Raw genomic sequence first — 21,177 nt, forward strand, 5'->3', positions numbered from 1 at the left:
GGGCGCTGCCAGTGCGCGTCCAGGATGGCGGCGAGGCGGGCGCGGACCCGGTCGCGGCCGAGATGGTAGGCGAAGCCGGTCTCGCCGCCGGGCAGGCGCACCGCCGCGCGGGTCACCGTGGCCTCGCCGGCGTTGAAGGCCCGTCCGTCGCCACCGATCCGCCCGCGGACCATCACCAGACCGGTCTCGGTCGGGCGCAAGTCCTGCGCCTTGGCGACGGCCCCGGTTTGCGCCAGGGCAGCTCGCAACTCGTCGGCGGTCGCCTCGCCGGCCCGCGCCATCGCACGTCGGCGCGCGGCGAGGTCTGGCATCGGGTTCTCAGGTGGTGTTTGGCTGGCACGCGGCATCGATCGAACTCCAGACATGTCTATATGTTTAGACAAGTGGATGAGTGGGCGCAACAGCTTTCGAGGACGTCATGCGAGCAATCCGCGCAGGCAACACATGAATGAGGCGGGCGACACGAGCGTGACGGCGCTCCAGCGCGGGGGCGGCTTGGCCGCGTGGCGGCAGATTGCGGATGCGCTGGCGGGCGAGATCCGCAGCGGAGCGGTCGCCGCCGGGGCGCAGCTGCCGGCCGAATCAGCCCTGGCCACGCGCTTCGGCGTGAACCGGCACACGGTACGGCGCGCGCTCGGCGTGCTCGCCGAGGATGGGCTGGTGCGCACCACGCAGGGCAAGGGCAGCTTCGTCGAGCAGGGGCCGATCCCCTACCCGATCGGTCCCCGGACCCGATTCTCCGAGATCGTTTCCCGCACCGGCCGCGAGGCCTGGGGCGACCTGATCGCGGCTGCGACCAGGCCCGCCGGACCGGACTGGGCTGAGGCCTTGGGGATCGCCCCCGGCGCACCGGTCCTCGAACTTCACACCATGCACCGGGCCGACGGCGCACCGATCTCGACGGCCCGGACCTGCCTGCCGCTGCCGCGCTTTGTTGGCTTCGACGCGGCCTACGCTGCCAGCGGCTCGATCACCCGCGCCTATGCGGGCTTCGGGGTCGCCGACTACACCCGGCTCTCGACCCGGATCGGCGCCCGCCCGGCGAGCCCCGAGGAGGCGGAACGCCTCGACATTGCCCCCGGCCGCAGCCTGATCATCCTGTCGAGCGTGAACGTGGACGGGGACGGCCGGCGCATCCAGGCCACCCGCAGCCTGTTCGCCGCCGATCGCGTAGAGTTGGTGGTGGAGTGAAGCCTACCGCGCAGCGGCGCCGATCAAGGCCCGGCGCAGGCGCCCGGAGATGGCGTCGATGATCGCCACGGTCACGAGGATCATCAGGATCAAAAAGGCGACCTGGCGCAGTTCGAGGACGCGGATCAGTTCGGTCAGGTATTGGCCGATGCCGCCCGCGCCGACGATGCCGATGATGGTGGCCGACCGGGTGTTCGACTCGAAGAAGTACAGCACCTGGCTACCGAGCACCGGGAGCACGGCCGGGATGAGGCCGAAGCGGATACGGTGAAGCTCGGCCCCGCCGGAGGCGGAGACGCCCTCGCCGGCCTTGCCGTCGACGGTCTCGACGGCTTCCGAGAACAGCTTACCCAGTGCTCCGAAATCCGCGCAGGCGATGGCCAGCGCCCCCGCGAAGGGGCCGAGCCCGACGACGTTGATCCAGATCAGCGCCCAGATCAGCACGTCGACGGAGCGCACCACGTCGAGGCCGCGCCGCACGATGAAGTGCGCGAACGGGTTCGGTACGACGTTGCGGGCGGCTAGGAACGCCACCGGGAACGCGAGGAGCGCCGCCGCCAGCGTACCGATGAAGGCGATGCCGAGGGTCTCGGCCAGCGCCTGCAGAAACGCCCAGGCCCGGCCGCCAGCTTCAGGGGGCAGCATCAGCAGGCTGAACTCGCCGAGGCGGCCAAGGCCGTTAAGCAGGCGGGCGGCGGAGAAGTCGAGGCGGACCATCGCGTAGCCCGCAAGGGCGACGAGGCCGGCGAGCGCGAGGGCCCCGCAGAGGCGGCTACGCCAGGCCGACCGGAAGCTCTCCGGAAAGCGCCGGCGCAGGGCGGCGATCTCGGCCGCATCGATGTCGGGCCCGGTCATCGCAGGCTCCCGAGGAGATGGTGGCGCAGGCGCTCGGTGCCGAGATCGATCGCCATCACGGTGAGGATGATGAGGACCAGGATCGCGCTGACATCGGCGTAGTAAAAGTTGCGGATCGCCACGAGGAGCTCCTGTCCGATGCCGCCGGCACCGACGAAGCCCATCACCCCGGCGCCCCGCACGTTGACCTCGAAGCGCAGCAGCCCGTAGGAGACGAAGTTCGACAGCACCTGCGGCAGCACCGCGAAGCGTAGGGTTTCGATCCGCCCGGCCCCGGCGGCGGTGAGGCTCTCGACCGGCTTCATGTCTATGTTCTCAACGACCTCGGAGAACAGCTTGCCGAGCGCGCCGGTGGTGTGAATTGCTAGCGCCAGCACGCCCACCATCGGCCCGAGCCCGAAGGCGATCACGAAGATGAGTGCGAACACGATCTCCGGCACGGTGCGGCAGAATTCCAGCCCGCGCCGCACCACGAAGCATGCCGTCCGGCTGCCCGCCACGTTGGCGGCGGCGGAGAAGCACAGGAGGAACCCGCCGATCGCTCCCAGAAGGGTGCCGAGATAGGCCATCAGCAGGGTCTCGCCCAGCAGCGCGAGCCATTTCGGCCAGCCCCAGTACCAGTCGGCGAGGTCCCCCGGCAGGTTCGCCAGGGTCAGGGGCGGCAGGATCTGGGCGATGTAGTCGGTGAAGCGGCCGATATGAGCCGCGAGCACCCAGGGACGAACCTCGGCCGCCTGGGCGGCGAGCCCAGTGAGGACACCGAGCGCGGCGAGGCCGACCCAGGTCCGGCGCCGGCTTGCGGCGACGGCGCCGTCATAGGCCCCCGCCAGGGCGGCGGCCCGGTCCGGGGGCAGGGGTGTGATCCGCTCAGGCATCGGTCGTCACAGGCGGCTTACACGAACTCGGGTCAAGACTTGCGGCGTTGCTCGTCGTTGAACTTCAGCATCTCGATGACCGGCTGGTAATCCTTCAGGGTGACGGCGGTGAGACCCTGGTCCTTGCCGTCCGAAAGCCGGTCGAAGGCCGCCTTGTCGGCCGTCGGCATCGCCACGAGGGCGTCGCGGATGCGCGCCTTCAGGTCGTCCGGCAGGCTCGCCAGCATGGCGAAGGGCCCCTCGGGCAGGAAGTCGGACTTGAACACCACGCGGAAATCGCCCTGGCCCATGGCCGAGCCGTCGGGCTTCTTGAGCATGCCCTTGGTGGACATTCGGGTGACCATGGTGTCGGTGTCGGTGTTGTAGAGGTTGGCCGCCGCGTCCACGGTGCCCTGGACGAGGGCGAGGACGGCGTTCTCGTGGCTGCCGGCATAGACGGTCTTGCCGAAGAACGCGTCCACCGGGTGGCCGGCCTTGTGTAGGAAGAAGCGCGGCGCCTGGTTGCCGGAGGTAGAGTTGGGGTCGACCAGGGCGAGGTTCTTGCCCTTCAGGTCCTCGATCGTCTTGTACGGGCTGTCGGCGCGCACGTAGATCACCGAATAGTAGCCCGAGGCGCCGGTGTCGTGGCGCTGGTTGACGATGGGCTCGATCTTCACGCCGGTCATCACCGCGCGGGCGAAGGAGGCGGGGCCGTAGAACGCGAGCTGGGCGTTGCCGGCGCGCTGGCTCTCGATCACGGCGGCGTAGTCGTTGGCGATGCGCAGCTTGACCGGCACGCCGAGGGCCTTCGACAGGTAGGCGGTCATCGGCGCGTAGCGGTCCGTGGTGCCCGAGGCGTTCTCGGCCGGGATCACCGCCAGGGTCAGCTCGGGATAGGTCGCCTTCCAATCCTGCGCGGCGGCCGGGACGGCTAGGAGGGCAAGCGCGAGGGCTCCGGCGAGGGTGCGACGGGTCAGCATGGCAGGGTCCTGGGTCGGGGGTGACGGATCAGGCGACGAGGGCGGCGGGATAGGCCCGGGGGCGTGCGGGCGCGGCGGGGGCGTCGAGCACCTCGCCCGCCTCCAGCCCGTAGAGCTGGCGGGCGACGTCCTCGGTGAGGTCGGCGGGTGCGCCGTCGAAGACGAGGCGGCCGTCGGCGAGGCCGACGAGGCGGTCGCAGTAGCTGCGAGCCAGGTCGAGGGAGTGCAGGTTGCAAAGCACGGTGATGCCGTGGCGCCGGTTGGCCTCCGCGAGGGCATCCATGACGATGCGGGTGTTGCGCGGATCGAGGGACGCCACGGGCTCGTCGGCCAGGATCAGGTCGGGAGCCTGCATCATCGCCCGCGCGATGGCGACGCGCTGCTGCTGGCCGCCGGAGAGCTGGTCGGCCCGGTGGGCGGCGAAGTCCCCCATGCCGAATTCGTCGAGGGCAGCCAGCGCCAGGGCGCGCTCGCGCTCCGACCAGAGCTTGAGGAGGGATCGGTGCCGGGGCACCTCGGAGATCCGTCCCATCAGGACGTTGCTCAGCACGTCGAGGCGGCCAACGAGGTGGAACTGCTGGAAGATCATCGCGCAGCGCGCCCGCCAGCGCCGGAGGTCGCGACCATGCAGGGCGGTGATGTCGAGGCTGTCGAACAGGATGCGCCCGCCCGTCGGCTCGGCGAGGCGGTTGACCATCCGTAGGAGGGTCGACTTGCCGGCGCCCGAGCGCCCGATCACGCCGACGAAGCGGCCGCGCGGGATGGCGAGGGAAATCCCGTCCACCGCGCGACGGTTGCCGTATCTACGGCTCAGATCTTCAAGGATCAGCATGCTGTTTCCCGGCGATTTATGTTGAGCGCCGGTAGACCCGTCGTGCGCGACAGTTAAATGACAGTTGTCCGGCTAAACAATAGATGGACTTATTGTGCTATGGCTTCGTAGCGCTCCAGGAATGCCTCGATCGCAAGAGCGCGGAAGTCCGGCAGGGCTAGGCGCAGGCGGTCGTGGTCCCAGTCCCACCAGGCGAGGGCCAACAGGCGCTCGGCTACCGCCTCCGGGAAACGGCGCCGCACGACGCGGCCTGGATTGCCGACCACGATGGTGTAGGGCGCCACGTCCCGGGTCAGGATCGTGCCCGCGCCCACGACCGCCCCGGTGCCGATGGTCCGCCCGGGCAGGATCACGGCCCCGTGCCCGATCCAGACGTCGTGGCCGATGGTGACGGGCAGGGCACGGCGCCGGGCGAAGAAAGCCGGCTCGTCCGCGGCCTCTCCCGGCCAGTAGGCGCTGGCCCGATAGGTGAAGTGCGCCTGCGAGGCCCGCTCCATCGGGTGGTTGCCCGGATTGATCCGCACGTGTGAGGCGATAGAGCAGAACTTGCCGATGGCGGTATAGTTCGCCTGCCCGTCCTCGACGATGTACGAATAGTCGTCGAGGCTGGTCTCGCTCAGGCGCGTGCGCGCGCCGACCTCGGTGAAGCGGCCGAGGCGGCAATCCCAGAGATCGGCCGTGGGGTGGACGGCCGGATCGAGGCCGAGGCGGTCGGAGGCCATAGCGAGGTCCTGTCAAGCGGCGAAGGGCAGGCGGCGCAGGAGGCGAAACGGCGCCGCGCCGTCTCGAACGACCACGCTCACGGCATCGATCACGAGGTCGGGCAGGCCAGCAGCGGCCTCGGCCAGCAGAGGTAGGGCCATCGACAGGTCTTCCGGCTCGAGGGGGCCGGTGAGTGTCATGTGAAAGCGGAAGGCCTCGAACACGTGTGGGTAGCCCCAGCGCTCCAGCAGCGCCCGGCCGCGGGGGTCCAGGCGCTCGGGGCGACGGCGGGCGCGCTCGGCCTCAGTGAGGGGCGCGCGCAGGGGATCGAGCGCGGCGACGCATTCGGCTGCGAGGAGGCCGAGGGCGGAGGGCGGCGCCTCCGGCACCAGGGCGGCGAAATTCCCCAGGTCGGCGACCCGCATAGGGCCGACGGGCAGCGGGAACCGGGGCGCTGCCAGCGCCGCGGCCGCCGCGAGGAGATCCGCTTCGGTGGCGCCCGGGGCGAGGCGCATCGGCGCCTTCAGGGTGGCGTGGAACCCGTAGACGCGCTGCTCCGCAGTGTTGGCGGCGAGGATTGCCCGCAGCGCATTGGGGCCGGGCGCTGGGCCGAGGCCGAGAATCGCGTCGCCGAAGGCGGCGAGGGCCGAGCCGGGAGCGGGGGTAAAATACAGCGCGTATCGGGCAACTCGATCCAAATGAACTTATCCTTGGCTGCGCCCTGCAGGCTGAAGCGATCCGTAATACAATGCTCAAACGCGAATGTGACAATCTTAGATTTGTGAATAAAATTTGCCGGCATGCAGGCCCCGGGGTGGATTTTTCCTTATTTCAATCGCTGACATGAATATCAAATTTTGTTATAATGACTGGCGAAGTATTAATTGCATCAATCAGCTGAATATCACACTTTATATCCTTGCAAGTATTTATAAAAATTATGCCATATTAATTGATATAACCGTTGTTTATAGGCGCCTTATATCTCATTTTAGCGCACAATATCATTCAAGCATCATATTCATGGGTTTAACGGTGCGCTTGCGTTTACCAGTGTCCCGAACGTCTGCTTCCGGGCGCATACGCTGGAGCGCTGAACGACCGAATTGGGTCGCAAACGGAACGTCTGCTTCCAGGCATGGGGCTGATGTCTGCTCATGGCGCTGAGCAACTGGGAGGAATGGCCAAGTCTGGTTCCGAAGGTGGCGGTCCGCTCGCAGTTTGGCGGGCAGGCGCATCGGCTCCTCGCCTCGGCGGTTTTAGAACGGGAGGAGCCGCCGAAAGCGGGCAATGTTCACGAGCGCCATGAGGGACGAGGCCACGTACGTGAGGGCGGCGGCGCGCAGTACGGTGCGGGCGCCGGGCATATCGCCTGCGTCGAGGTAGCGACCCGTCTCCAGGATGGGCAGGGCCCGGCGGAAGCTCGCATCGAATTCGACGGGCAACGTTAGGAAGTGGAACAGGACGCGAACGCCGAGGAGCGCGATGCCGATTCCCACCTGCAGGGCGAGCAGTGCAGGCGAATGGACGAAGGCGAGTACCACGGGCGCGGTCATCATCACCATGCCCGCGGCGAACTCGAAGCCCTGCACGACCGGGGCGAACCTCACCCGCGCTGCGAGGAGCCGGTCCCCCGCCGCGTGCTGGAGCGCGTGGGCTACTTCGTGTGCCGCAACGGCGACCGCCGTGATCGATCGGCCGTCATGATTGCCCGGCGACAGCCGCACGACGTTCGCAACTGGGTCGTAGTGGTCGGTTGGCGCTATCTCGACGAGGACGTGCTCCAGCCTCGCCAAGTCGAGCAGATGGCGGGCGAGTTCGCCTCCGGTCCCGGGCAAGTCCGGCCTCTCAGTGTCATGTTGCTGCATCGCCCGGCGCACCCACCACTGGGGGCCGAACACAAGACCGAACAGGAGGGCGGCGCCAAGCGCTAGGAGGACGGGCACCGGGGATATTTAGGCACGCGGTCGTATCCGTGAAAGCGTGGCGCCTTACTTTAGATGTCCACCTTGCGACAATGGCCTGACAAGCGTCAAAGACCGGGTCGGGTGGCAAGCGGCCAGTCCGCTTCTCATGAAATTCGGCGAGAAGCGGGCATGGTTGCTCACGTCGTCGGCTTTCGGTAGCTGACCGCGGACAGGGATCAGCGAAGGCGAAACCACGAGAGTAGCGTCGGTTGATGACAGCTCTTGATCTGTGAGCGTTCAACCCGCCTCGTCAGACTTGTGCCTGACCGCCATCGACGAACAGCTCAACGCCATTGACGAAGCTCGCCTCGTCGGAGGCCAGGAACAGGACCGCATTGGCGATCTCGGGCGCTTCGCCGACGCGTCCGAGGGGGATGCGAGAGCCCAGGAAATCAACAAGGCCCTGCTGCTTCTCGGCATCGTCGCCGGCAAGGCCGACGAGGCCCGGCGTGCGCGTCGCACCGGGGCTGACCACGTTGACGCGGATGCGACGCTCCTTCAGGTCGAGGATCCAGGTGCGCGCGAAGTTGCGAACGGCTGCCTTGCTAGCGGAATAGACGCTGAAGGCCGGCGTCCCTTCGCTGCCAGCGGTCGAGCCGGTCAGCACCACCGCGCCGCCATCCTTCAGAAGCGGAAGGGCCTTCTGGACAGTGAAGAGCGTGCCCTTCACGTTGGTATCGAAGGTGCTATCGAACTGCTCTTCGGTGATGGTACCGAGCGGCGCGAACGCGCCACCGCCGGCATTGGCGAAGACGACGTCGATCTGCACGTGCTTCTGCTGGACGGCATCGTAGAGGCGGTCGATGTCGGCGAGGTTCGCCATGTCGCCCCGAACGCCGGTGACCCGGCCGCCGATCTGCTCTACCGCCGCGTCGAGCGCGTCCTGACGGCGACCGGTCACGAACACCGAGGCGCCCTCGCGCGAGAAGGCCTTGGCGGCGGCGAGGCCGATGCCGCTGGTGCCACCAGTCACCACCACCACCTTGTCCTGGAATCTGCCGGTCATCATCGCTCTCCATGGTTCGGCTGCGTGTGAGCCGCTGACGAGAGAGATGCTCCCAGAACGATGATGCGAACAGGCAGTGGAAATGGCACTTAGCGTTCCAATCGGGGAACGATGATGCGCCCAGACCTCAACGATTACGTCACCTTCGCCGAGGTCGTTGCCCATGGCGGCTTCACCGCCGCAGGCCGGGCGCTTCGCGAGCCGAAGTCGAAGCTGAGCCGGCGTGTCTCGGCGCTGGAAGCCCGACTTGGGGTGCGGCTCATCGAGCGCTCCAGCCGGCGCTTCCGCGTCACTGAAGTCGGACAGACCTTCTACGAGCGTTGCCGCGCCATCATGCTGGAGGCGGAGCGGGCCGAAGCGCTCATCGCGGAAGCCCAAGCTGAACCGCATGGGCGGATCCGCATGAGTTGCCCGCGGAACCTCGTGAAGGTCGTCTCCGCTATCGTGCGAGGTTTCCTCGACCGCTTCCCAAAGGTCCAGCTCCAACTCGTCGTGACGGATCGAGCCGTCGACCTGATCGAGGAGCGGATCGACGTCGCGCTGCGCGTTCGACACGAGCTGACGAGCGATGCGTCCCTCACCATGCGGTCACTCGGCCGCTCTCGCTGGATCCTCGTCGCAAGCCCGCGGTTCGCGAACGGCCTCGGCGCCGGCCTTGCCGAACTCGCGTCCGTCCCGACCATGGGCACGAGCGACGAGGTGGGTGAAACCACCTGGATGTTGGAGCGAGAGGACGGAACAGCGCATGTGATGCGCCACGAGCCGCGCCTGACCTGCGCCGACTACGCCGTTCTCTGCGATGCCGCAGCGGACGGACTGGGCGTTGCCTTCCTGCCCGATCACGCCTGTGCAGCACACATCGACGCCGGAAGGCTCGTCCGTGTCTTCCGGGACTGGCGGAGCAGGGACGGCATCGTCCATCTGGTTTTCACGACCCACCGCGGCCTGCCGCCCGGCGTCCGATCCCTGATCGACCACTTGGCAGGAGAGTTTCCGGATCTTTGAGGGTCTGAACACCCCGGTTGACGGTCATTTCCTTGAGGGTAGCGAAACTCAGCCTTGATGGATGATAATCAATTTTACCATCGAATTTCGCTAGGATAGTATCTGAAGCCGTCGCCGTCGACAGCAACATGACCCAAACCAGGCCATGGAAAATGGCATGCAAATAAGCGTGCGCGCGTTTCAGCGATGCTTGATAGCAGGCCTATCCTTGATTTTACTGCCTGATCCGGGTCAATATCAGCAAAAAACTTGAGGTTTGGACTTTCTAAAATCAATGCCGCATGATGCACCAGATCGCCAATAATATACAGTTGCTCATCACCTGAGTGAAGCCGAAAGCAACTATGTCCTGCGGTATGGCCTGGCGTAAAAATGGCCTGTATTCCCGGCAAGAATTCTTCATTGTCTTTGAAGAAAGCAATCCGATTTCTCACTGGCAGCAGGTTGTTTCGCGCTATCCGAACCGCGAAACCAATTGGTGATTCAAAATATAATTCGTCGGTTCAATAATCAAAATCAATCTTTGTCAAATAAATTGTGGCATTTGGAAATTGGGGATTGCCTTTGTCATCGCACAGCGCGCCGATATGATCGGGATGAGGGTGCGAGCACACAACAGCGTCTATGCTTCCTGGATGGATACCAGCTGCTATCAAGCCATCCTGCAATAAGCCACCGCTGCTCCCGAAAATTTTCGAGGATCCGATCCCAGTTTCAAAAATCACATTTCTTCCGTTTATAGAGATAACGGGGATATTCATGGGGATCGTGATGCTTTTGGTCGGCAAGAAATTTTGCTTCAAGCGCCGTTCAAGCTCTTCCGTCGGGCTGCCGCCGAACGCGATGGCCGGAGGCCCAATATCAAGCACCCCGTCGGAGACAACAACGATGTCTGCAGCGCCGATGTTAAATTTGTAGGGAGGCGCTATTTTGGGGGGTGGCCTCAAGCTGGAATGATCGGCCAGAATTTGCATCACCTTTTCCTCGTCCTCGAATGCTATTTGCCTATAATCGAGATGCGTCTGCGCTTCATAAGCGAGACTACCAACCCGGCGATGTGACGGATTAGGCTATGCTCAGATATAGAAGACACCTCGGAATGCGCTCAGAGGGCGACTAACCCTTGCTGCGCCTGTTGAGTGTCTGCCTCCCGCAGATGTCTGCAGCGTTTCATCGGCACGCGGGAGCGTTACGGTCGTAAAATCAAAACACTGGCCATCCCTCTCAGTCGAACCCGCGCGCGGGCGACCGTCCCCGGTTGCTCGCATGATGCCTGCGTCTGGACCGCGGTACCGGTCTCAAACAATTTGCTTTGACTGGATGGTGTCGAGCGTTCCCGAGCGCGGGCTCGTCCGCGCTCGGGGAAAGCCGGGCTAGTTCGGGATCAGCTCACGGGCGGGGCCGCCTGTCTCCTGGCCGCGCCCCTGAGCATAGCCTGGAAGGGCAGGGTTCCGCGCGTTGCCGCTGTCGGTGTCCATCCCGCCGAGCCAGTAGGCTGACCGCGCCTGCGGCAGGACCGAGCCCGTGGTCGACGGGTCCTCGGTGGGATGGGAAACGGTCCGGGCCTGGGAGGCTCCGGTCAAGGCGGCAAGGGTGCAGGCAGACGCGAAAACGAGGGCCGAAACAGTCTTGAGCATCGTCATGTTCAATCTCCAGTATTTCCTGCCTGATCGAGCAACGCTAAGCAGGGATGCCGGACAGACGACGTCTTCGGCTGCTTATTCCAGGTCGCGTCGAAGAATTTTGATGCTCGTATTCCTAGCCACATCACCGAGCATGCGTACGTGATGCGAGCCTGAAAAAGATCGCCGCGTGCGTGGAATAATCCCGGATTGGCAGCGTCCATGCCTCCGAAGCCAAGCCCAGAGCAGACTCACATCGTTTGGCTTGCGCACGGAGGGGTCCCGCCCATGCCAGGAGATCGGACATGACGGACATGATGCGCCTCATCGAGCCGCTGATCCCGGTCCTCCGCCGCTACGCCCGTGCTCTCCTGCGCAATCCCACCGATGCCGACGATCTCGTCCAGGATTGCCTGGAACGGGCCGTCGGTCGGTGGCACCAGCGCCAAGTCGATGGCGACACGCGAACCTGGCTCTTCGCCATCCTCCACAACCTCGCCGTGACGCAGATGCGCCAGCGCGCGCGGCGAGGTGCGCACATGCCGATCGAGGATACGGCGGAAGCCAACCTCGCTGTGGCACCCACACAGGAGAGCGGCCTTCGCCACCGCGACTTGATGAGCGCGCTCGATGCCCTGCCGGAGGAGCAGCGCAGCGTCCTCCTCCTCGTGACGGTGGAGGGCCTGTCCTACGCCGAAACGGCGGAAATCCTCGCCATCCCGACCGGCACCGTGATGTCCCGGCTGTCACGGGCCCGAGACCGGATGCTCCAGCTGATGGACGGCGCGGAGGCGGCCGTTCCGGCCAAGCGGCCGCTCCTGCGGAGGGTGAAATGACCATGCGTCCCATCAGCGACGACGATCTCCAGCGCCTCTTGGACGAGCGGCTGGATGCCGCCCGCAGGCGCGAGGTCGAAACCTATCTCAACGACCATCCCGAGGCGCGGGCGCGCGTCGACCGCCTCGTCGCCCTCGGCGAGGAGATGCGGGCCGCCTTCGCGCCCATCGCCGCGGAGCCGGTCCCTGCCCAGCTGGACCTGTCGCGGATCGTCGAGGCACGCCGTCGCCCGCAACGTCCCGTCTGGCAGGCGATGGCAGCCGGTCTGCTTCTTCTCCTCGGCGGCGCCGGAGGCTGGGGCCTGCGCGATGTGGTCTCGTCGGCGCCGGCTGGGATCGAAGCGTTGGCCCAGGCGGCGAGCATGAACTACGCGGTCTATGCTCCGGACCACACCCGGCCCGTCGAGCTCGCTGCCGCCGACCGGGACGAACTCGCGGGCTGGTTCTCGGCCCGGCTCAAGCGGCCGGTGGGCGTGCCGGACCTTAGCAGCTCCGGTTATCACCTTATGGGCGGGCGCCTCGTCGCGACGCAGCAGGGGCCCGCCGGGCTGCTGATGTACGATGACGGGCACGGCGCGCGCTTCGTGATGCTGATGCGGCCGATGTCCGTGCCCGGCGACGCGCCGATGCAGACGCACATCTCCGCGACGTCGAACGGCTACGCCTGGGCTCAGGACGGGCTCGGCTACAGCCTTGTAGGAGCGGCCGACCCGGTGGTCCTTCACCCACTCGCCAATGACATCCGCCGCGCCACCGCGAAGAAGATCTGAAGGCCAGCTATGTCCCTCCTCAACGACCTGACCGGCGCTAGTCCGGCTCTGAACCCGCGCGCCGTCCTCCTGCGGCTCGGTGCCATCGGAGGGCTTGTCGTCGGTGCTGCGGGGGCCTTCGCCTATGTCGGCGGCTGGTTCTCGCCGGGCGCCCTGACCCAGGCTCGGATCGTCGACCGCTTCGAGCGGGTCAACGGCCCGCATCCGGGATTCCGGCGTAACCACGCCAAGGGGCTCTGCCTAGCCGGCCGCTTCGAGAGTACCGGCCGGGGCGCGCGACTATCGAAGGCGTCGCTGTTCGCGGCGGGTCAGATCACCCCGGTCACCGGGCGCATCGCGCTCGCGGGCGGCCAGCCCTACGCAGCAGATGCATCGACCACGGTCCGCAGCCTCGCACTCCGTTTCCAACTTCCCGACGGCGAGGAATGGCGCACCGGCAACAACGACATCCCGGTCTTCCCGGTGCGGACCTCGGAGGCGTTCTATGCCCAGCTTCTCGCCGCCAAGCCCGATCCGGCCACGGGCAAGCCCGATCCCGAGGCACTCAAAGCCTTCTTCGCCGCGAACCCCGAGAGCGCGACGGCGGCGGCCTTGATCAAAGCGCGCACGATCACCTCCGGGTTCTCCGACGACACCTTCCGGGGCTTGAACGCTTTCCGATTCGTTGCCGGAGACGGCACGCAAACGCCCGTTCGCTGGGCGTTCGTGCCGGAGCAGGCCGTCACAGCCGAGAGTGCGGCCCAGACCGCACGCGCGGACAAGAATTACCTGTTCGACGACTTCGAGTCCGCGGTCCGTCGGGCGCCCGTCCGCTGGCACCTTGTCGCCACCCTCGGCGACGCAGGCGATCCAACAGCGGACGCGACGCGTCCCTGGCCGGCCGAGCGGACGAGCCTCGACCTCGGGACGGTGATCGTGACCGCGACGGAGGCGGAGGCCAGCGGCAATTGCCGCGACGTGAACTTCGACCCCCTGGTCCTGCCCGCCGGCATCGCGGGATCGGACGATCCGCTGCTCAGCGCGCGCTCGGCGGCCTACGCGCAATCCTTCACGCGACGCGCCGGCGAGCCGAAGGCCCCGAGCGCAGTCCACGATGTCCCCGCTGCAGGAGCCGGATTGTGAGCACCACCATGAACTTCAACCGACCGGCCCGGCTGCTGCACTGGGCCATGGCCGGCATGATCCTGGCCATGCTGTTCATCGGCGTGGCGATGGTGACCTCTCTGGCGCACTATGACGCCCTCGTGGCGCTGCACCGCCCCCTCGGCATCGGCATCCTGATCCTCGCGGCCCTCCGCCTCGTCAACCGCTGGCGTCATCCGCCGCCCGAACTGCCGGCGGACCTTCCGGGCTGGCAGCGACAGGCTGCGCACGCCTCGCACATCCTGCTCTACGGCTTGATGCTCGGGTTGCCGCTGATCGGTTGGGCGATGCTGTCGGCGGCCGGGTACCCCATCGGGCTTGGCGGCGCGGTGGTGCTCCCGCCGATCCTGCCGCGCGATCCCACGATCTACGCCTGGCTGCGTCCACTTCACACGGTGCTGGCCTACGCCTTGTTCGGTCTCATCCTCGCCCATCTCGGTGCCGCGCTGATGCACGGGCTGATCCGCCGGGATGGTGTCTTCTCCAGCATGGCCCTGCGCTTGACGACGCCGCTGTCACGATGACGACGGGCCAGGCAACGAGGCGAGACAGCATGGACGACAGCGCAGCGGGCCGGGTGCTTATAGCCGGGGGCGGTATCGCCGGACTTGCCATGCGGCGAGCGCTGCAGCGACGCGGCATTCCCTCGCTGACCCTGGAGCGGCGCCCGACGCCGGCCGATGCGGGCCTCGCCATCAACCTGCCGGGGAACGCAGTCCAAGCTCTCCGCCAGCTCGGCTTGAGCGAAGCCCTGCGCAACATCGGCTCACCCGTCCGTCGGCGCGAGTACCGCACCGAGAGCGGGCGCCTCCTCTTCGGAATCGACGAGGCGGCGTTCTGGGGGGAAGAAGCGTGCCCGCGTTGTGTGCGTCGCGCCGACCTGCTGCGCCTCCTGACGCTCGACCTTCCCCCGACCGATCTCCGGCCGGGATCTGAGATCAGCGCCGTCCGGCAGATGCCGAGGGGCGTCGCGGTCGAGCTTCAGGATGGGACGGCCGAAACCGGCGGATTCCTCGTCGGCGCCGACGGTGTCCACTCGCGGGTTCGAAGCGACACGTTCGGCGCTTCCGCGCTTGGAGCGGCGATGCTGGCCCCAGCGAGCTGGCGCTTCATGGCGCCGAACCCAGGCCTTGACGCGTGGACGCTTTGGGCTGGATCAAACGGATTGTTCCTGCTCATCCCCGTCGACCATGGCGAGGTCTACGGCTGGGTCTCAGTCGGCGAGACCGCCGGACGGGGGCAGGACTTGGCGGCCTTCCGGACTGCCTTTGCATCGTTCCCACCGCTCGTCCGCGACACCCTTGATGCGGTTCTGGCCCAGCCCGAAGCGCTTTATCATTCCCCGCTCAAAGAGGTCCGCATTCCGAGCTGGACCCGGAACCGGGTGGCGCTCGTGGGAGACGCCGCGCACGCGATGGCACCGGTTTGGGCCCAGGGCGCGGCGCTCGCCCTGGAAGATGCGCTGGTGCTGGCCGCGCTGCTTGCCGAGCGGACCGAATGGGGCATGGTCGGTGCCGAGTACGAGGCGCTACGCCGGCCCCGCGTGGCCCATGTCCAAGCGATGACCGATCGCCTATCGCGGACCGCACGGATACCGAGTTGGGCCAGGAATCTACTGCTTCCCGTCATCGGGCCGCGCAGTTACCGGGAGACTTACACCCTTCTGCGCGCGCCGGTCTCGGCTTGAGCATCGGGCTGTGGCCATCCACCCATCCCAAGGGTCGTAGGGCGGGACCTGCAAACCTTGACCGCTAGGAAAGGCGGACGTCGCGATTTGGGAGCTTAGTGGACAGCGGCAAGAAACTGCTCGTTGCAGAGGGCGACTTCTGGATCCGTTAACCGACGAACGACCGCTTCTTGGATCGTGGCGCAGCGACTTCTACGGCAGATTTGGGTCGGGACCCGTCCGTCCTCTCTACGACCGGGTTGGGTGGATTGCAGCCTGCCCGCTTTGGATAGTTTAGCAGGGTGTTGAAGAAGTCGAGCAGCGTCGGGCAATGAGGAAATTTCCTCGCCGCGTTGGACGCGGATTTCGCCTTGAAGCGATCCGTCAGCCTGGAACTTGGCCGATCCTGAGCCGCAGACCGCGTCCATCTCGTCATTGCCGTTCCAATCGCATGCGATGGTGGCGCGATCACTCCCGCGGCCGGCTCCGCCATCGCTGACCGTCTGGTCCAGCTACATGAGCACGAAGTCCACAGAGCCAAGGGATCTGCCCAGCCTCCAAGAGGCGCGGCACGAGGCGATCAAGGCGCTTAACGAGGGCACCGGGACACCTTGGGTGACCACAAGCGAAGGCATCATCCTTTCCCCGGCTCACCTCAGAGGTATGCTGCACTCGACTTGAAGTCTGGGATGACGGCCGGGCAAGTATCGCCGCGCCGGGTTGATCCGAGCGGCAGCTGTGATGGGATTAAAGCGTCGGGAGGCTGCTGCCCGGGTCAATCCCAAGGCCAGCACCAAGCCGCCCGCTCGGTAGGCCTTCGGCTCACGCACGCCCAAGCTGAACAGATGCTGCCAAGCTGTTTCAGCATCGGTGCATCTGCGCTCTGCCAATCTCCTTCTCACAGCCGAGAGACCACCGGCTGGGTCACAGAGACCGGGCACCGCGGACGATGCCGGCCTCCTCAAGTGTCAGGGGATGGGCGATGAAGAAGTTTGCAACTCTCACAGCCGCCGCGCTCGTTGCGGTGAGCGCTATGGGGACGACGGCTGCCGAAGCTCGGGGCGGTGGCGCCATCGCAGCCGGTGTCATCGGCGGCCTTGCCGCGGGAGCTCTGCTAGGCGCCGCGGTCGCAGAGGCCCATGAGGCCCCGGCATACGGCTATGGCTATGGCCGCCCCGCGCCGGCTTACGGGTACGACTACGGGGCATCCCCGGTGGTCCCTTATCGCCCCGCCCGAGTAGTCCGCGAGTATGACCATGAGGAAGCGCCGGTCTACCGCGCTCCTCCTCCCGCCCGCTTCTACGGAGGTCGCCCGGAGGGCTACGGCTACCACAATGCCGGGTACAGCTTCCGCCACGCCGGGTACGGTTATCAACGGGATTGCGACCGCCCGCACGGCTATGGGGGTTGGTAGTCTAAGGATCGGGTGGGCCGCTTGAGGATACTCGACGGCCCACCCCGTCCATGCCCAGACGGTAAGGGGGGGGTGAACCCGGCTATCGCTGTGCGCGGCTTCCGGGTTGCTCCACGCTTCCTCGACGGTAACCTTGCGGCATGCCCGAGCCGAGTCGCATCGCCCGCCTTCGCATCACGCTCGATGATACTGAGCCCACCGTCTGGCGGACCGTGGCGGTGCCGCTTACTGCCAGCCTCAAGCTCCTTCATGAGGTGATCCAGGCGGCGATGCCCTTTCAGGACTACCACCTCTTCCAGTTTCAGGAGGGGGCTGTCCTCTACGCCATCCCGCACCCGGAGTGGCCAGACGGGAACACCCTAAGCGCCAAAACCACGAAGCTCGGGGCGCTCGTTGATCGGGGCACCACCGCCTTCGCCTATAACTACGACTTCGGGGACAACTGGCAGCACACCATTACGGTCGAAGAGTTAGGCCCGGCGGACCCCGCAGTCGCCTACCCGCGCTTCCTCGACGGGGCGAGGCGGGCACCTCCCGAGGACGTGGGCGGGACGATAGGCTTCGAGGAGTTTCTAGCAGGCTGCTGCAGAAGTCTGGTGTTACGCTCGGTTTGGATCGTTATCGGTGTTTGCCACGGATTGGCCGACGTCCGAGAGGCTGGATTCTGCCTCTTCGATGGGAGCCCGGGTTACGGGCCGCGTCTGCGCCCGGCTCGGGTCGCCCCTCATGCGCCTGCTCCGGCCAGAAGCCTCGGTAAGCGCACGAGGTTGTAGGCGATGGCTGCGAAAGTGAAGACCGCCTCGACCTTGGGCAGGGATCGGACCTTCACCTTGGCGAACCCGGCCTGGGCCTTGATCCAGCCGAAGACCTCCTCGATCCGCTTGCGAGACCGCAGGCTGATCGCGTAGCCGGCGTGCCGGGTGGTGCGGCCGTCGAGGGCGGTCTTGCGCACCTTGCCGGTCTTGGACACTGCCCCGTTGATCGCGATGTGCGGCGTCACCTGCCGCGCCCGCAGATCGCCGACGAAGGCTTCCACATCGAAGAGCTTGTCCGCGCCCAGCGTGATCCGGTGCCGACGGGGCAGGCGATCGAGCATGGCCAGGGCGGCCTCGCGCTCGGCCGTGCCGGTGGCGTGGGTGAGAGCCGCGTCCACCACCAGGCCGTTGCGGTTCTCCATCAGCGCATGCCCGAGGTAGCACAGCCGGCTCTCCTGACCGTCCGCCTTGCGGTAGAGCCGGGCGTCCGGGTCGGTGGTCGAGGCGTGGGTCTCGTTCGAGCGCTTCTCGCGGCGGAAGTCGCGCTCGCCGTTGCGGCCCGGTCCTGGCGGTTCGCCCGAACCGTCCTTGGGGCGGAAGCTCTTCGTCGAGGCCCATGCCTCGATCATCGTGCCGTCGACCGAGAAGTGGTCGCTCGACAACAGCCGCTTGACCGGCTTGAGCGCCAGCAGCCCCGACAGGAAGGCGCGGGCGACGTCCGCTTCCAGCAGCCGATCACGGTTGTGCGTGAACACCGTCGGGTGCCAGATCGCGGCATCGATCTCCAACCCCACGAACCAGCGAAACAGCAGATTGTAATCGATCTGCTCCATCAGCATCCGCTCAGAGCGCACCGAGAAGAAGGCTTGCAGCAGCGTGGCACGCAGCAGCATCTCAGGCGGGATCGAGGGGCGGCCCAGTCCTGAGTACAGGCCCTCGAAGCGGTCGCTCAGCCCGGCCAGAACCTCGTCCGCCAGCGCCCGGATCGGACGCAGAGGATGATCGGCCGGTACGCGTTCCTCCAGGCGGACGTAGCTGAACAGGTTCTCCGACCGATCTCCGCGCCCGCGCATCGCCTGATCCCACCCCTGCCTCTAACAGAGTGAATCATCTCCGCGACAAGCCTGCCAGCGACTTCTGCAGCAGCCTGCTAGAAGCCGTCACCAAGCCTCGACACCGCGAGCACAAACGGATGCTCGAATGGTACGGCGGCCCGTTCGATCCCGATGAGCTGGACCGAGAGACGATAGAGGCCGGCATGGCGAAGCTGGCCCGGCGCCGCACCATCGGACAAGCAGCGTTCGCGAAGAGCCGAAGTCAACTGTGAAGTCTTCCAGCGGATGAGGCGGAAGAGAGAAGGCGGATGGTGAAGCCACTACGCCGTTTCAAGCTCTTCGATAGCAAGCGTAAGCCGTGCCCGCATGATTATGGTTCCGGCATGATCGCGAACGCTCGCCAAGAATATTTGGCCGTCCGTTGTTGTGTCTAGCAGCTCAGAGAAACGCTTTAAAACATGGCCTAACTTCTCTCGGGCTGCTCCCACGTCTGGCAGCTCAAATCCTTTCTTGTCGCGCACGAAATTAGTGCCGTCATGGAGGTCGATTTAGAACAGCGGCATCTTATGCGCCTGAGCCTGAGGACGGTAATAAGGCTATGTACCGCCTGCAGGCTCGTTTTGCCATGATGCCGCGCCTGCATGTTGCATGCCGCCTAACCCTTCATCCCGTGAAGCAGTCGCGATTAACTCTTTGAGGCTGGCCCGTCGCTTTGCTCCTGGCAGCGCACGCTCCATTGGCCCGGGTGTTGCCTCCGCCTCAGTATCGACAAGCGCTCAGGTCACCTCCGCCCTATGATGAAGACCTCCCGTATTCTCGGCTGGCTACTCCTGGTGGGAGTTGTCTTTGCGACGCTCGCGCCCATCGGCCTCCGACCTGTCACCGATGCCCCGGTCTCCCTTGAGCGGTTCGGCGCCTACGCGGTCGTCAGCTTCCTGTTTGCCTTCGGGTACCCGCGTCACCGCTGGCAGGTTTTGGGACTGTTGGTGATGATTGCTGGAGCGATGGAAGCGATGCAGAACCTGGAGCTGACACGGCATGGCTACTTTGGGGACTTCGCGGTGAAGGCCGCTGGGTGCTGGTTCGGAGTGATGCTCGCGGTCGTCCTCGCGTTCATCCCAGCGAGCATGGCGAAGGCCGAGGGGCGAGCGTAGGAGGCCTACTCTACTGCGGGGCGAACAGCGTGATGTTGCTGTTGATTTGGTACGCGCTGGTCGGCGGCGTGTTCACGAAGCGGAGATAGAGCGGGCTCTCACCGAGGATTGCTCCGAAGGCCGACGTGACCGGCATCGGGAAGCACTTGGCGAGTGCCGCGTCTGCGGCTTCTTGATAGCGCCGCTGTGCCTCCGCATCGCCCTTGAGCTGGCGAGCGATGATCCGCGGCTTTCCCCGGATGGCCCCGGTCTTGTCGAGCCCGAAGCGGTAGGCCAGTAGCGAGCCGTCTGTCCCCGCTGGGATGGTCCAGCACTTCGCCAACGCGACACGGAGGTCTGTCCAGTTGTTAGCCTGCGAGGGGGCTTCGGGTTCCGCCCTGGCCGGCATGGTGGCGACACACGCGGCCACTATCGGGAGGAAGGCATAGGCGGGAATGGGTAGCATCGGCGAACGCTTTGTTGGCGCGGAACGACGGATCGCGCTGTGACGGTCAACGCTCCAGATGCCGAAAGGTGCTCAAGGCCGACCCGATGGACCCGGTCAAGCTCGCCCTCGACATGCCTCCGAGCCAACGGTCGCAGCTTAAAGGAAAGCGAGCCGTAGCTGCCAGTGCGATACGTTCGATAGCACCCTATCGTTCATTTTCATTGTGTCTTCAGTGGTTAATAATTTTTCTGTGTTTGCAGTATAATGGTTCGCTTGATAATTGGCACAGCCCCCAAGCGCTACAAGAAAAATAACGACAAGTGTTTTTCGAAACAGGAGCGAGGCACGCATGATTAGCGCCTATGCTTTCACTTCGATAGGCCGAACATTATTGTTAAGCAGCCGCACGGTGATCGCTGGGGGCGAGATCAAGACTCGCCTGTGCTATTTGTCTCAGCCAACCCTCTGCGTTCTCAGCTCGTAACTCTGCTGCACGCATCAGCTCATAGGCCTCCTGAATCGCCGCGTCTGCCCTCTGTTGCATAGCCAACAAGCGCGCATCTGCTTCCGATTGAACTTGCAGAATCTTCAGTTTCGCCTCATCTGAAGCGTTCGTTAGAAGGCCTTCGAGGATACGTACCTGCTCCTGAGTCCGCTCAAGTTCCACTAGGAGAACAGCACGCGCAGTAGCTTGCTCGCGCAGCTCCGCTTGTTGCTGCTCGGATACGCTCTTCGATGCCGCTATGTTTTCCAGAACTTTGGTCCAGTCTGACCTAATATGGGCAGGACCCAATGAGCACTTATCAGACGACTGCCGTGACTCCGAAGAAGCCGCTAATTCGACAACCCGCCGCGACACGCCCTCGTGGTTATCGGAGCAGACGGTAGCCATCTTTGCATCCAGCTCATTCCAAAATGCCGTATTGATAGCGGTCATCATAAA

Annotated in this window: 25 protein-coding genes; 10 read left to right on the top strand and 15 right to left on the bottom strand. The window is 65.5% G+C overall.

Going from position 1 to position 21,177, the window contains the following annotated elements; translation table 11 throughout:
- The coding region (phnG, locus tag FV222_RS01815; protein ID WP_246685281.1) for a phosphonate C-P lyase system protein PhnG at positions 1 to 281 on the bottom strand (281 nt) is incomplete at its 3' end.
- A gap of 163 nt (positions 282 to 444) precedes the next feature.
- Here phnG and phnF point away from each other — a divergent pair.
- The gene (phnF, locus tag FV222_RS01820; protein ID WP_147812800.1) at positions 445 to 1,191 is read left to right on the top strand and encodes a phosphonate metabolism transcriptional regulator PhnF; all 747 of its coding nucleotides are present in this window, start codon (positions 445 to 447) and stop codon (positions 1,189 to 1,191) included.
- 3 nt (positions 1,192 to 1,194) lie between these two features.
- Here phnF and phnE (FV222_RS01825) read toward each other — a convergent pair whose 3' ends face one another.
- The 8 genes from phnE (FV222_RS01825) to FV222_RS01860 form a co-directional block, all read right to left on the bottom strand.
- Positions 1,195 to 2,046, bottom strand: coding sequence for a phosphonate ABC transporter, permease protein PhnE (phnE, locus tag FV222_RS01825; RefSeq protein WP_147812801.1), 852 nt, complete (start codon positions 2,044 to 2,046; stop codon positions 1,195 to 1,197).
- Positions 2,043 to 2,921 carry a phosphonate ABC transporter, permease protein PhnE gene (gene phnE, locus FV222_RS01830; RefSeq protein WP_147812802.1) on the bottom strand — a complete coding sequence of 293 codons (879 nt, stop codon included), beginning with the start codon at positions 2,919 to 2,921 and terminating at the stop codon, positions 2,043 to 2,045. The genes phnE (FV222_RS01825) and phnE (FV222_RS01830) overlap by 4 nt, the downstream gene beginning before the upstream one ends.
- A gap of 32 nt (positions 2,922 to 2,953) precedes the next feature.
- On the bottom strand, positions 2,954 to 3,880 hold the full coding sequence (phnD, locus tag FV222_RS01835; RefSeq protein ID WP_147812803.1) for a phosphonate ABC transporter substrate-binding protein: 927 nt from the start codon (positions 3,878 to 3,880) through the stop codon (positions 2,954 to 2,956).
- Positions 3,881 to 3,908: 28 nt separating this feature from the next.
- The gene (gene phnC, locus FV222_RS01840; protein WP_147812804.1) at positions 3,909 to 4,712 is read right to left on the bottom strand and encodes a phosphonate ABC transporter ATP-binding protein; all 804 of its coding nucleotides are present in this window, start codon (positions 4,710 to 4,712) and stop codon (positions 3,909 to 3,911) included.
- A gap of 89 nt (positions 4,713 to 4,801) precedes the next feature.
- Positions 4,802 to 5,434 carry a DapH/DapD/GlmU-related protein gene (locus FV222_RS01845; RefSeq protein ID WP_147812805.1) on the bottom strand — a complete coding sequence of 211 codons (633 nt, stop codon included), beginning with the start codon at positions 5,432 to 5,434 and terminating at the stop codon, positions 4,802 to 4,804.
- A 12-nt stretch (positions 5,435 to 5,446) separates the two neighbouring features.
- The gene (locus FV222_RS01850; RefSeq protein ID WP_147812806.1) at positions 5,447 to 6,112 is read right to left on the bottom strand and encodes a DUF1045 domain-containing protein; all 666 of its coding nucleotides are present in this window, start codon (positions 6,110 to 6,112) and stop codon (positions 5,447 to 5,449) included.
- Between the two features lie 561 nt (positions 6,113 to 6,673).
- Positions 6,674 to 7,360 (bottom strand): zinc metallopeptidase, encoded by a 687-nt coding sequence (locus tag FV222_RS01855; RefSeq protein WP_147812807.1) that lies wholly within the window; start codon positions 7,358 to 7,360, stop codon positions 6,674 to 6,676.
- 271 nt (positions 7,361 to 7,631) lie between these two features.
- Positions 7,632 to 8,387, bottom strand: coding sequence for an SDR family oxidoreductase (locus FV222_RS01860; RefSeq protein ID WP_056472979.1), 756 nt, complete (start codon positions 8,385 to 8,387; stop codon positions 7,632 to 7,634).
- 111 nt (positions 8,388 to 8,498) lie between these two features.
- On the opposite strand from FV222_RS01860, the gene FV222_RS01865 reads away from it, so the two are divergent.
- On the top strand, positions 8,499 to 9,392 hold the full coding sequence (locus FV222_RS01865; RefSeq protein ID WP_147812808.1) for a LysR substrate-binding domain-containing protein: 894 nt from the start codon (positions 8,499 to 8,501) through the stop codon (positions 9,390 to 9,392).
- Between the two features lie 74 nt (positions 9,393 to 9,466).
- On the opposite strand, the gene FV222_RS01870 is transcribed toward FV222_RS01865, so the two are convergent.
- The 3 genes from FV222_RS01870 to FV222_RS01880 form a co-directional block, all read right to left on the bottom strand.
- Positions 9,467 to 9,826, bottom strand: a complete 360-nt coding sequence (locus tag FV222_RS01870) for an MBL fold metallo-hydrolase (protein ID WP_187277172.1) — start codon at positions 9,824 to 9,826, stop codon at positions 9,467 to 9,469.
- 69 nt (positions 9,827 to 9,895) lie between these two features.
- A complete protein-coding gene (locus FV222_RS01875) occupies positions 9,896 to 10,366 on the bottom strand; it encodes an MBL fold metallo-hydrolase (protein WP_147812810.1) in 471 nt (156 codons plus the stop codon).
- Between the two features lie 399 nt (positions 10,367 to 10,765).
- Positions 10,766 to 11,029: a hypothetical protein gene (locus FV222_RS01880; protein ID WP_082511199.1), complete on the bottom strand. Its 264-nt coding sequence runs from the start codon at positions 11,027 to 11,029 to the stop codon at positions 10,766 to 10,768.
- A gap of 290 nt (positions 11,030 to 11,319) precedes the next feature.
- Between FV222_RS01880 and FV222_RS01885 the strand changes: the two genes are divergently transcribed.
- The 6 genes from FV222_RS01885 (at position 11,320) to FV222_RS01915 (ending at position 17,616) form a co-directional block, all read left to right on the top strand.
- On the top strand, positions 11,320 to 11,850 hold the full coding sequence (locus tag FV222_RS01885; RefSeq protein WP_056472915.1) for a sigma-70 family RNA polymerase sigma factor: 531 nt from the start codon (positions 11,320 to 11,322) through the stop codon (positions 11,848 to 11,850).
- 2 nt (positions 11,851 to 11,852) lie between these two features.
- Entirely contained in the window at positions 11,853 to 12,620 is a 768-nt protein-coding gene (locus tag FV222_RS01890) for an anti-sigma factor (protein WP_147812823.1), read from the top strand.
- A gap of 9 nt (positions 12,621 to 12,629) precedes the next feature.
- The gene (locus FV222_RS01895) at positions 12,630 to 13,742 is read left to right on the top strand and encodes a catalase family peroxidase (protein WP_056472912.1); all 1,113 of its coding nucleotides are present in this window, start codon (positions 12,630 to 12,632) and stop codon (positions 13,740 to 13,742) included.
- Complete coding sequence (locus FV222_RS01900) at positions 13,739 to 14,287, top strand: cytochrome b (protein ID WP_147812811.1); 549 nt, start codon at positions 13,739 to 13,741, stop codon at positions 14,285 to 14,287. Before FV222_RS01895 ends, FV222_RS01900 begins: the two co-directional genes overlap by 4 nt.
- Positions 14,288 to 14,316: 29 nt before the next feature.
- Entirely contained in the window at positions 14,317 to 15,450 is a 1,134-nt protein-coding gene (locus FV222_RS01905) for an NAD(P)/FAD-dependent oxidoreductase (RefSeq protein ID WP_056472974.1), read from the top strand.
- A gap of 1,533 nt (positions 15,451 to 16,983) precedes the next feature.
- Complete coding sequence (locus tag FV222_RS01915; protein WP_147812813.1) at positions 16,984 to 17,616, top strand: plasmid pRiA4b ORF-3 family protein; 633 nt, start codon at positions 16,984 to 16,986, stop codon at positions 17,614 to 17,616.
- On the opposite strand, the gene FV222_RS01920 is transcribed toward FV222_RS01915, so the two are convergent.
- The gene (locus FV222_RS01920; protein ID WP_147812814.1) at positions 17,568 to 18,671 is read right to left on the bottom strand and encodes an IS5 family transposase; all 1,104 of its coding nucleotides are present in this window, start codon (positions 18,669 to 18,671) and stop codon (positions 17,568 to 17,570) included. The genes FV222_RS01915 and FV222_RS01920 overlap by 49 nt on opposite strands.
- Before the next feature lie 29 nt (positions 18,672 to 18,700).
- Here FV222_RS01920 and FV222_RS01925 point away from each other — a divergent pair, with 29 nt between their 5' ends.
- Together FV222_RS01925 and FV222_RS01930 are read left to right on the top strand one after the other, a co-directional pair.
- A complete protein-coding gene (locus FV222_RS01925) occupies positions 18,701 to 18,925 on the top strand; it encodes a plasmid pRiA4b ORF-3 family protein (protein ID WP_147812815.1) in 225 nt (74 codons plus the stop codon).
- A 522-nt stretch (positions 18,926 to 19,447) separates the two neighbouring features.
- Positions 19,448 to 19,807: a VanZ family protein gene (locus FV222_RS01930; protein ID WP_147764981.1), complete on the top strand. Its 360-nt coding sequence runs from the start codon at positions 19,448 to 19,450 to the stop codon at positions 19,805 to 19,807.
- A gap of 10 nt (positions 19,808 to 19,817) precedes the next feature.
- Here the strand turns inward: FV222_RS01930 and FV222_RS01935 are convergent, their stop codons facing one another.
- Positions 19,818 to 20,252, bottom strand: a complete 435-nt coding sequence (locus FV222_RS01935) for a hypothetical protein (protein WP_147812816.1) — start codon at positions 20,250 to 20,252, stop codon at positions 19,818 to 19,820.
- Between the two features lie 376 nt (positions 20,253 to 20,628).
- Positions 20,629 to 21,174 (bottom strand): hypothetical protein, encoded by a 546-nt coding sequence (locus tag FV222_RS01940; RefSeq protein WP_147764983.1) that lies wholly within the window; start codon positions 21,172 to 21,174, stop codon positions 20,629 to 20,631.
- Between the last annotated feature and the right edge of the window lie 3 nt (positions 21,175 to 21,177).

Source organism: Methylobacterium sp. WL103 (genome assembly GCF_008039885.1).
In the GTDB taxonomy this organism is placed as follows: Bacteria; Pseudomonadota; Alphaproteobacteria; order Rhizobiales; family Beijerinckiaceae; genus Methylobacterium; species Methylobacterium cerastii.

What these genes read in the sequence shown, in the direction of transcription:
- FV222_RS01865 (WP_147812808.1), top strand. Translation starts at nt 8,499, where the DNA reads ATGATGCGCCCAGACCTCAACGATTACGTCACCTTCGCCGAGGTCGTT.
- FV222_RS01935 (WP_147812816.1), bottom strand. Translation starts at nt 20,252, where the DNA reads ATGCTACCCATTCCCGCCTATGCCTTCCTCCCGATAGTGGCCGCGTGT.
- FV222_RS01920 (WP_147812814.1), bottom strand. Translation starts at nt 18,671, where the DNA reads ATGCGCGGGCGCGGAGATCGGTCGGAGAACCTGTTCAGCTACGTCCGC.
- FV222_RS01940 (WP_147764983.1), bottom strand. Translation starts at nt 21,174, where the DNA reads ATGATGACCGCTATCAATACGGCATTTTGGAATGAGCTGGATGCAAAG.
- FV222_RS01930 (WP_147764981.1), top strand. Translation starts at nt 19,448, where the DNA reads ATGATGAAGACCTCCCGTATTCTCGGCTGGCTACTCCTGGTGGGAGTT.
- FV222_RS01885 (WP_056472915.1), top strand. Translation starts at nt 11,320, where the DNA reads ATGACGGACATGATGCGCCTCATCGAGCCGCTGATCCCGGTCCTCCGC.
- phnE (WP_147812802.1), bottom strand. Translation starts at nt 2,921, where the DNA reads ATGCCTGAGCGGATCACACCCCTGCCCCCGGACCGGGCCGCCGCCCTG.
- FV222_RS01905 (WP_056472974.1), top strand. Translation starts at nt 14,317, where the DNA reads ATGGACGACAGCGCAGCGGGCCGGGTGCTTATAGCCGGGGGCGGTATC.
- phnD (WP_147812803.1), bottom strand. Translation starts at nt 3,880, where the DNA reads ATGCTGACCCGTCGCACCCTCGCCGGAGCCCTCGCGCTTGCCCTCCTA.
- FV222_RS01915 (WP_147812813.1), top strand. Translation starts at nt 16,984, where the DNA reads ATGCCCGAGCCGAGTCGCATCGCCCGCCTTCGCATCACGCTCGATGAT.
- phnE (WP_147812801.1), bottom strand. Translation starts at nt 2,046, where the DNA reads ATGACCGGGCCCGACATCGATGCGGCCGAGATCGCCGCCCTGCGCCGG.
- phnC (WP_147812804.1), bottom strand. Translation starts at nt 4,712, where the DNA reads ATGCTGATCCTTGAAGATCTGAGCCGTAGATACGGCAACCGTCGCGCG.
- FV222_RS01860 (WP_056472979.1), bottom strand. Translation starts at nt 8,387, where the DNA reads ATGACCGGCAGATTCCAGGACAAGGTGGTGGTGGTGACTGGTGGCACC.
- FV222_RS01890 (WP_147812823.1), top strand. Translation starts at nt 11,853, where the DNA reads ATGCGTCCCATCAGCGACGACGATCTCCAGCGCCTCTTGGACGAGCGG.
- FV222_RS01875 (WP_147812810.1), bottom strand. Translation starts at nt 10,366, where the DNA reads ATGCAAATTCTGGCCGATCATTCCAGCTTGAGGCCACCCCCCAAAATA.
- FV222_RS01895 (WP_056472912.1), top strand. Translation starts at nt 12,630, where the DNA reads ATGTCCCTCCTCAACGACCTGACCGGCGCTAGTCCGGCTCTGAACCCG.
- phnF (WP_147812800.1), top strand. Translation starts at nt 445, where the DNA reads ATGAATGAGGCGGGCGACACGAGCGTGACGGCGCTCCAGCGCGGGGGC.
- FV222_RS01845 (WP_147812805.1), bottom strand. Translation starts at nt 5,434, where the DNA reads ATGGCCTCCGACCGCCTCGGCCTCGATCCGGCCGTCCACCCCACGGCC.
- FV222_RS01880 (WP_082511199.1), bottom strand. Translation starts at nt 11,029, where the DNA reads ATGCTCAAGACTGTTTCGGCCCTCGTTTTCGCGTCTGCCTGCACCCTT.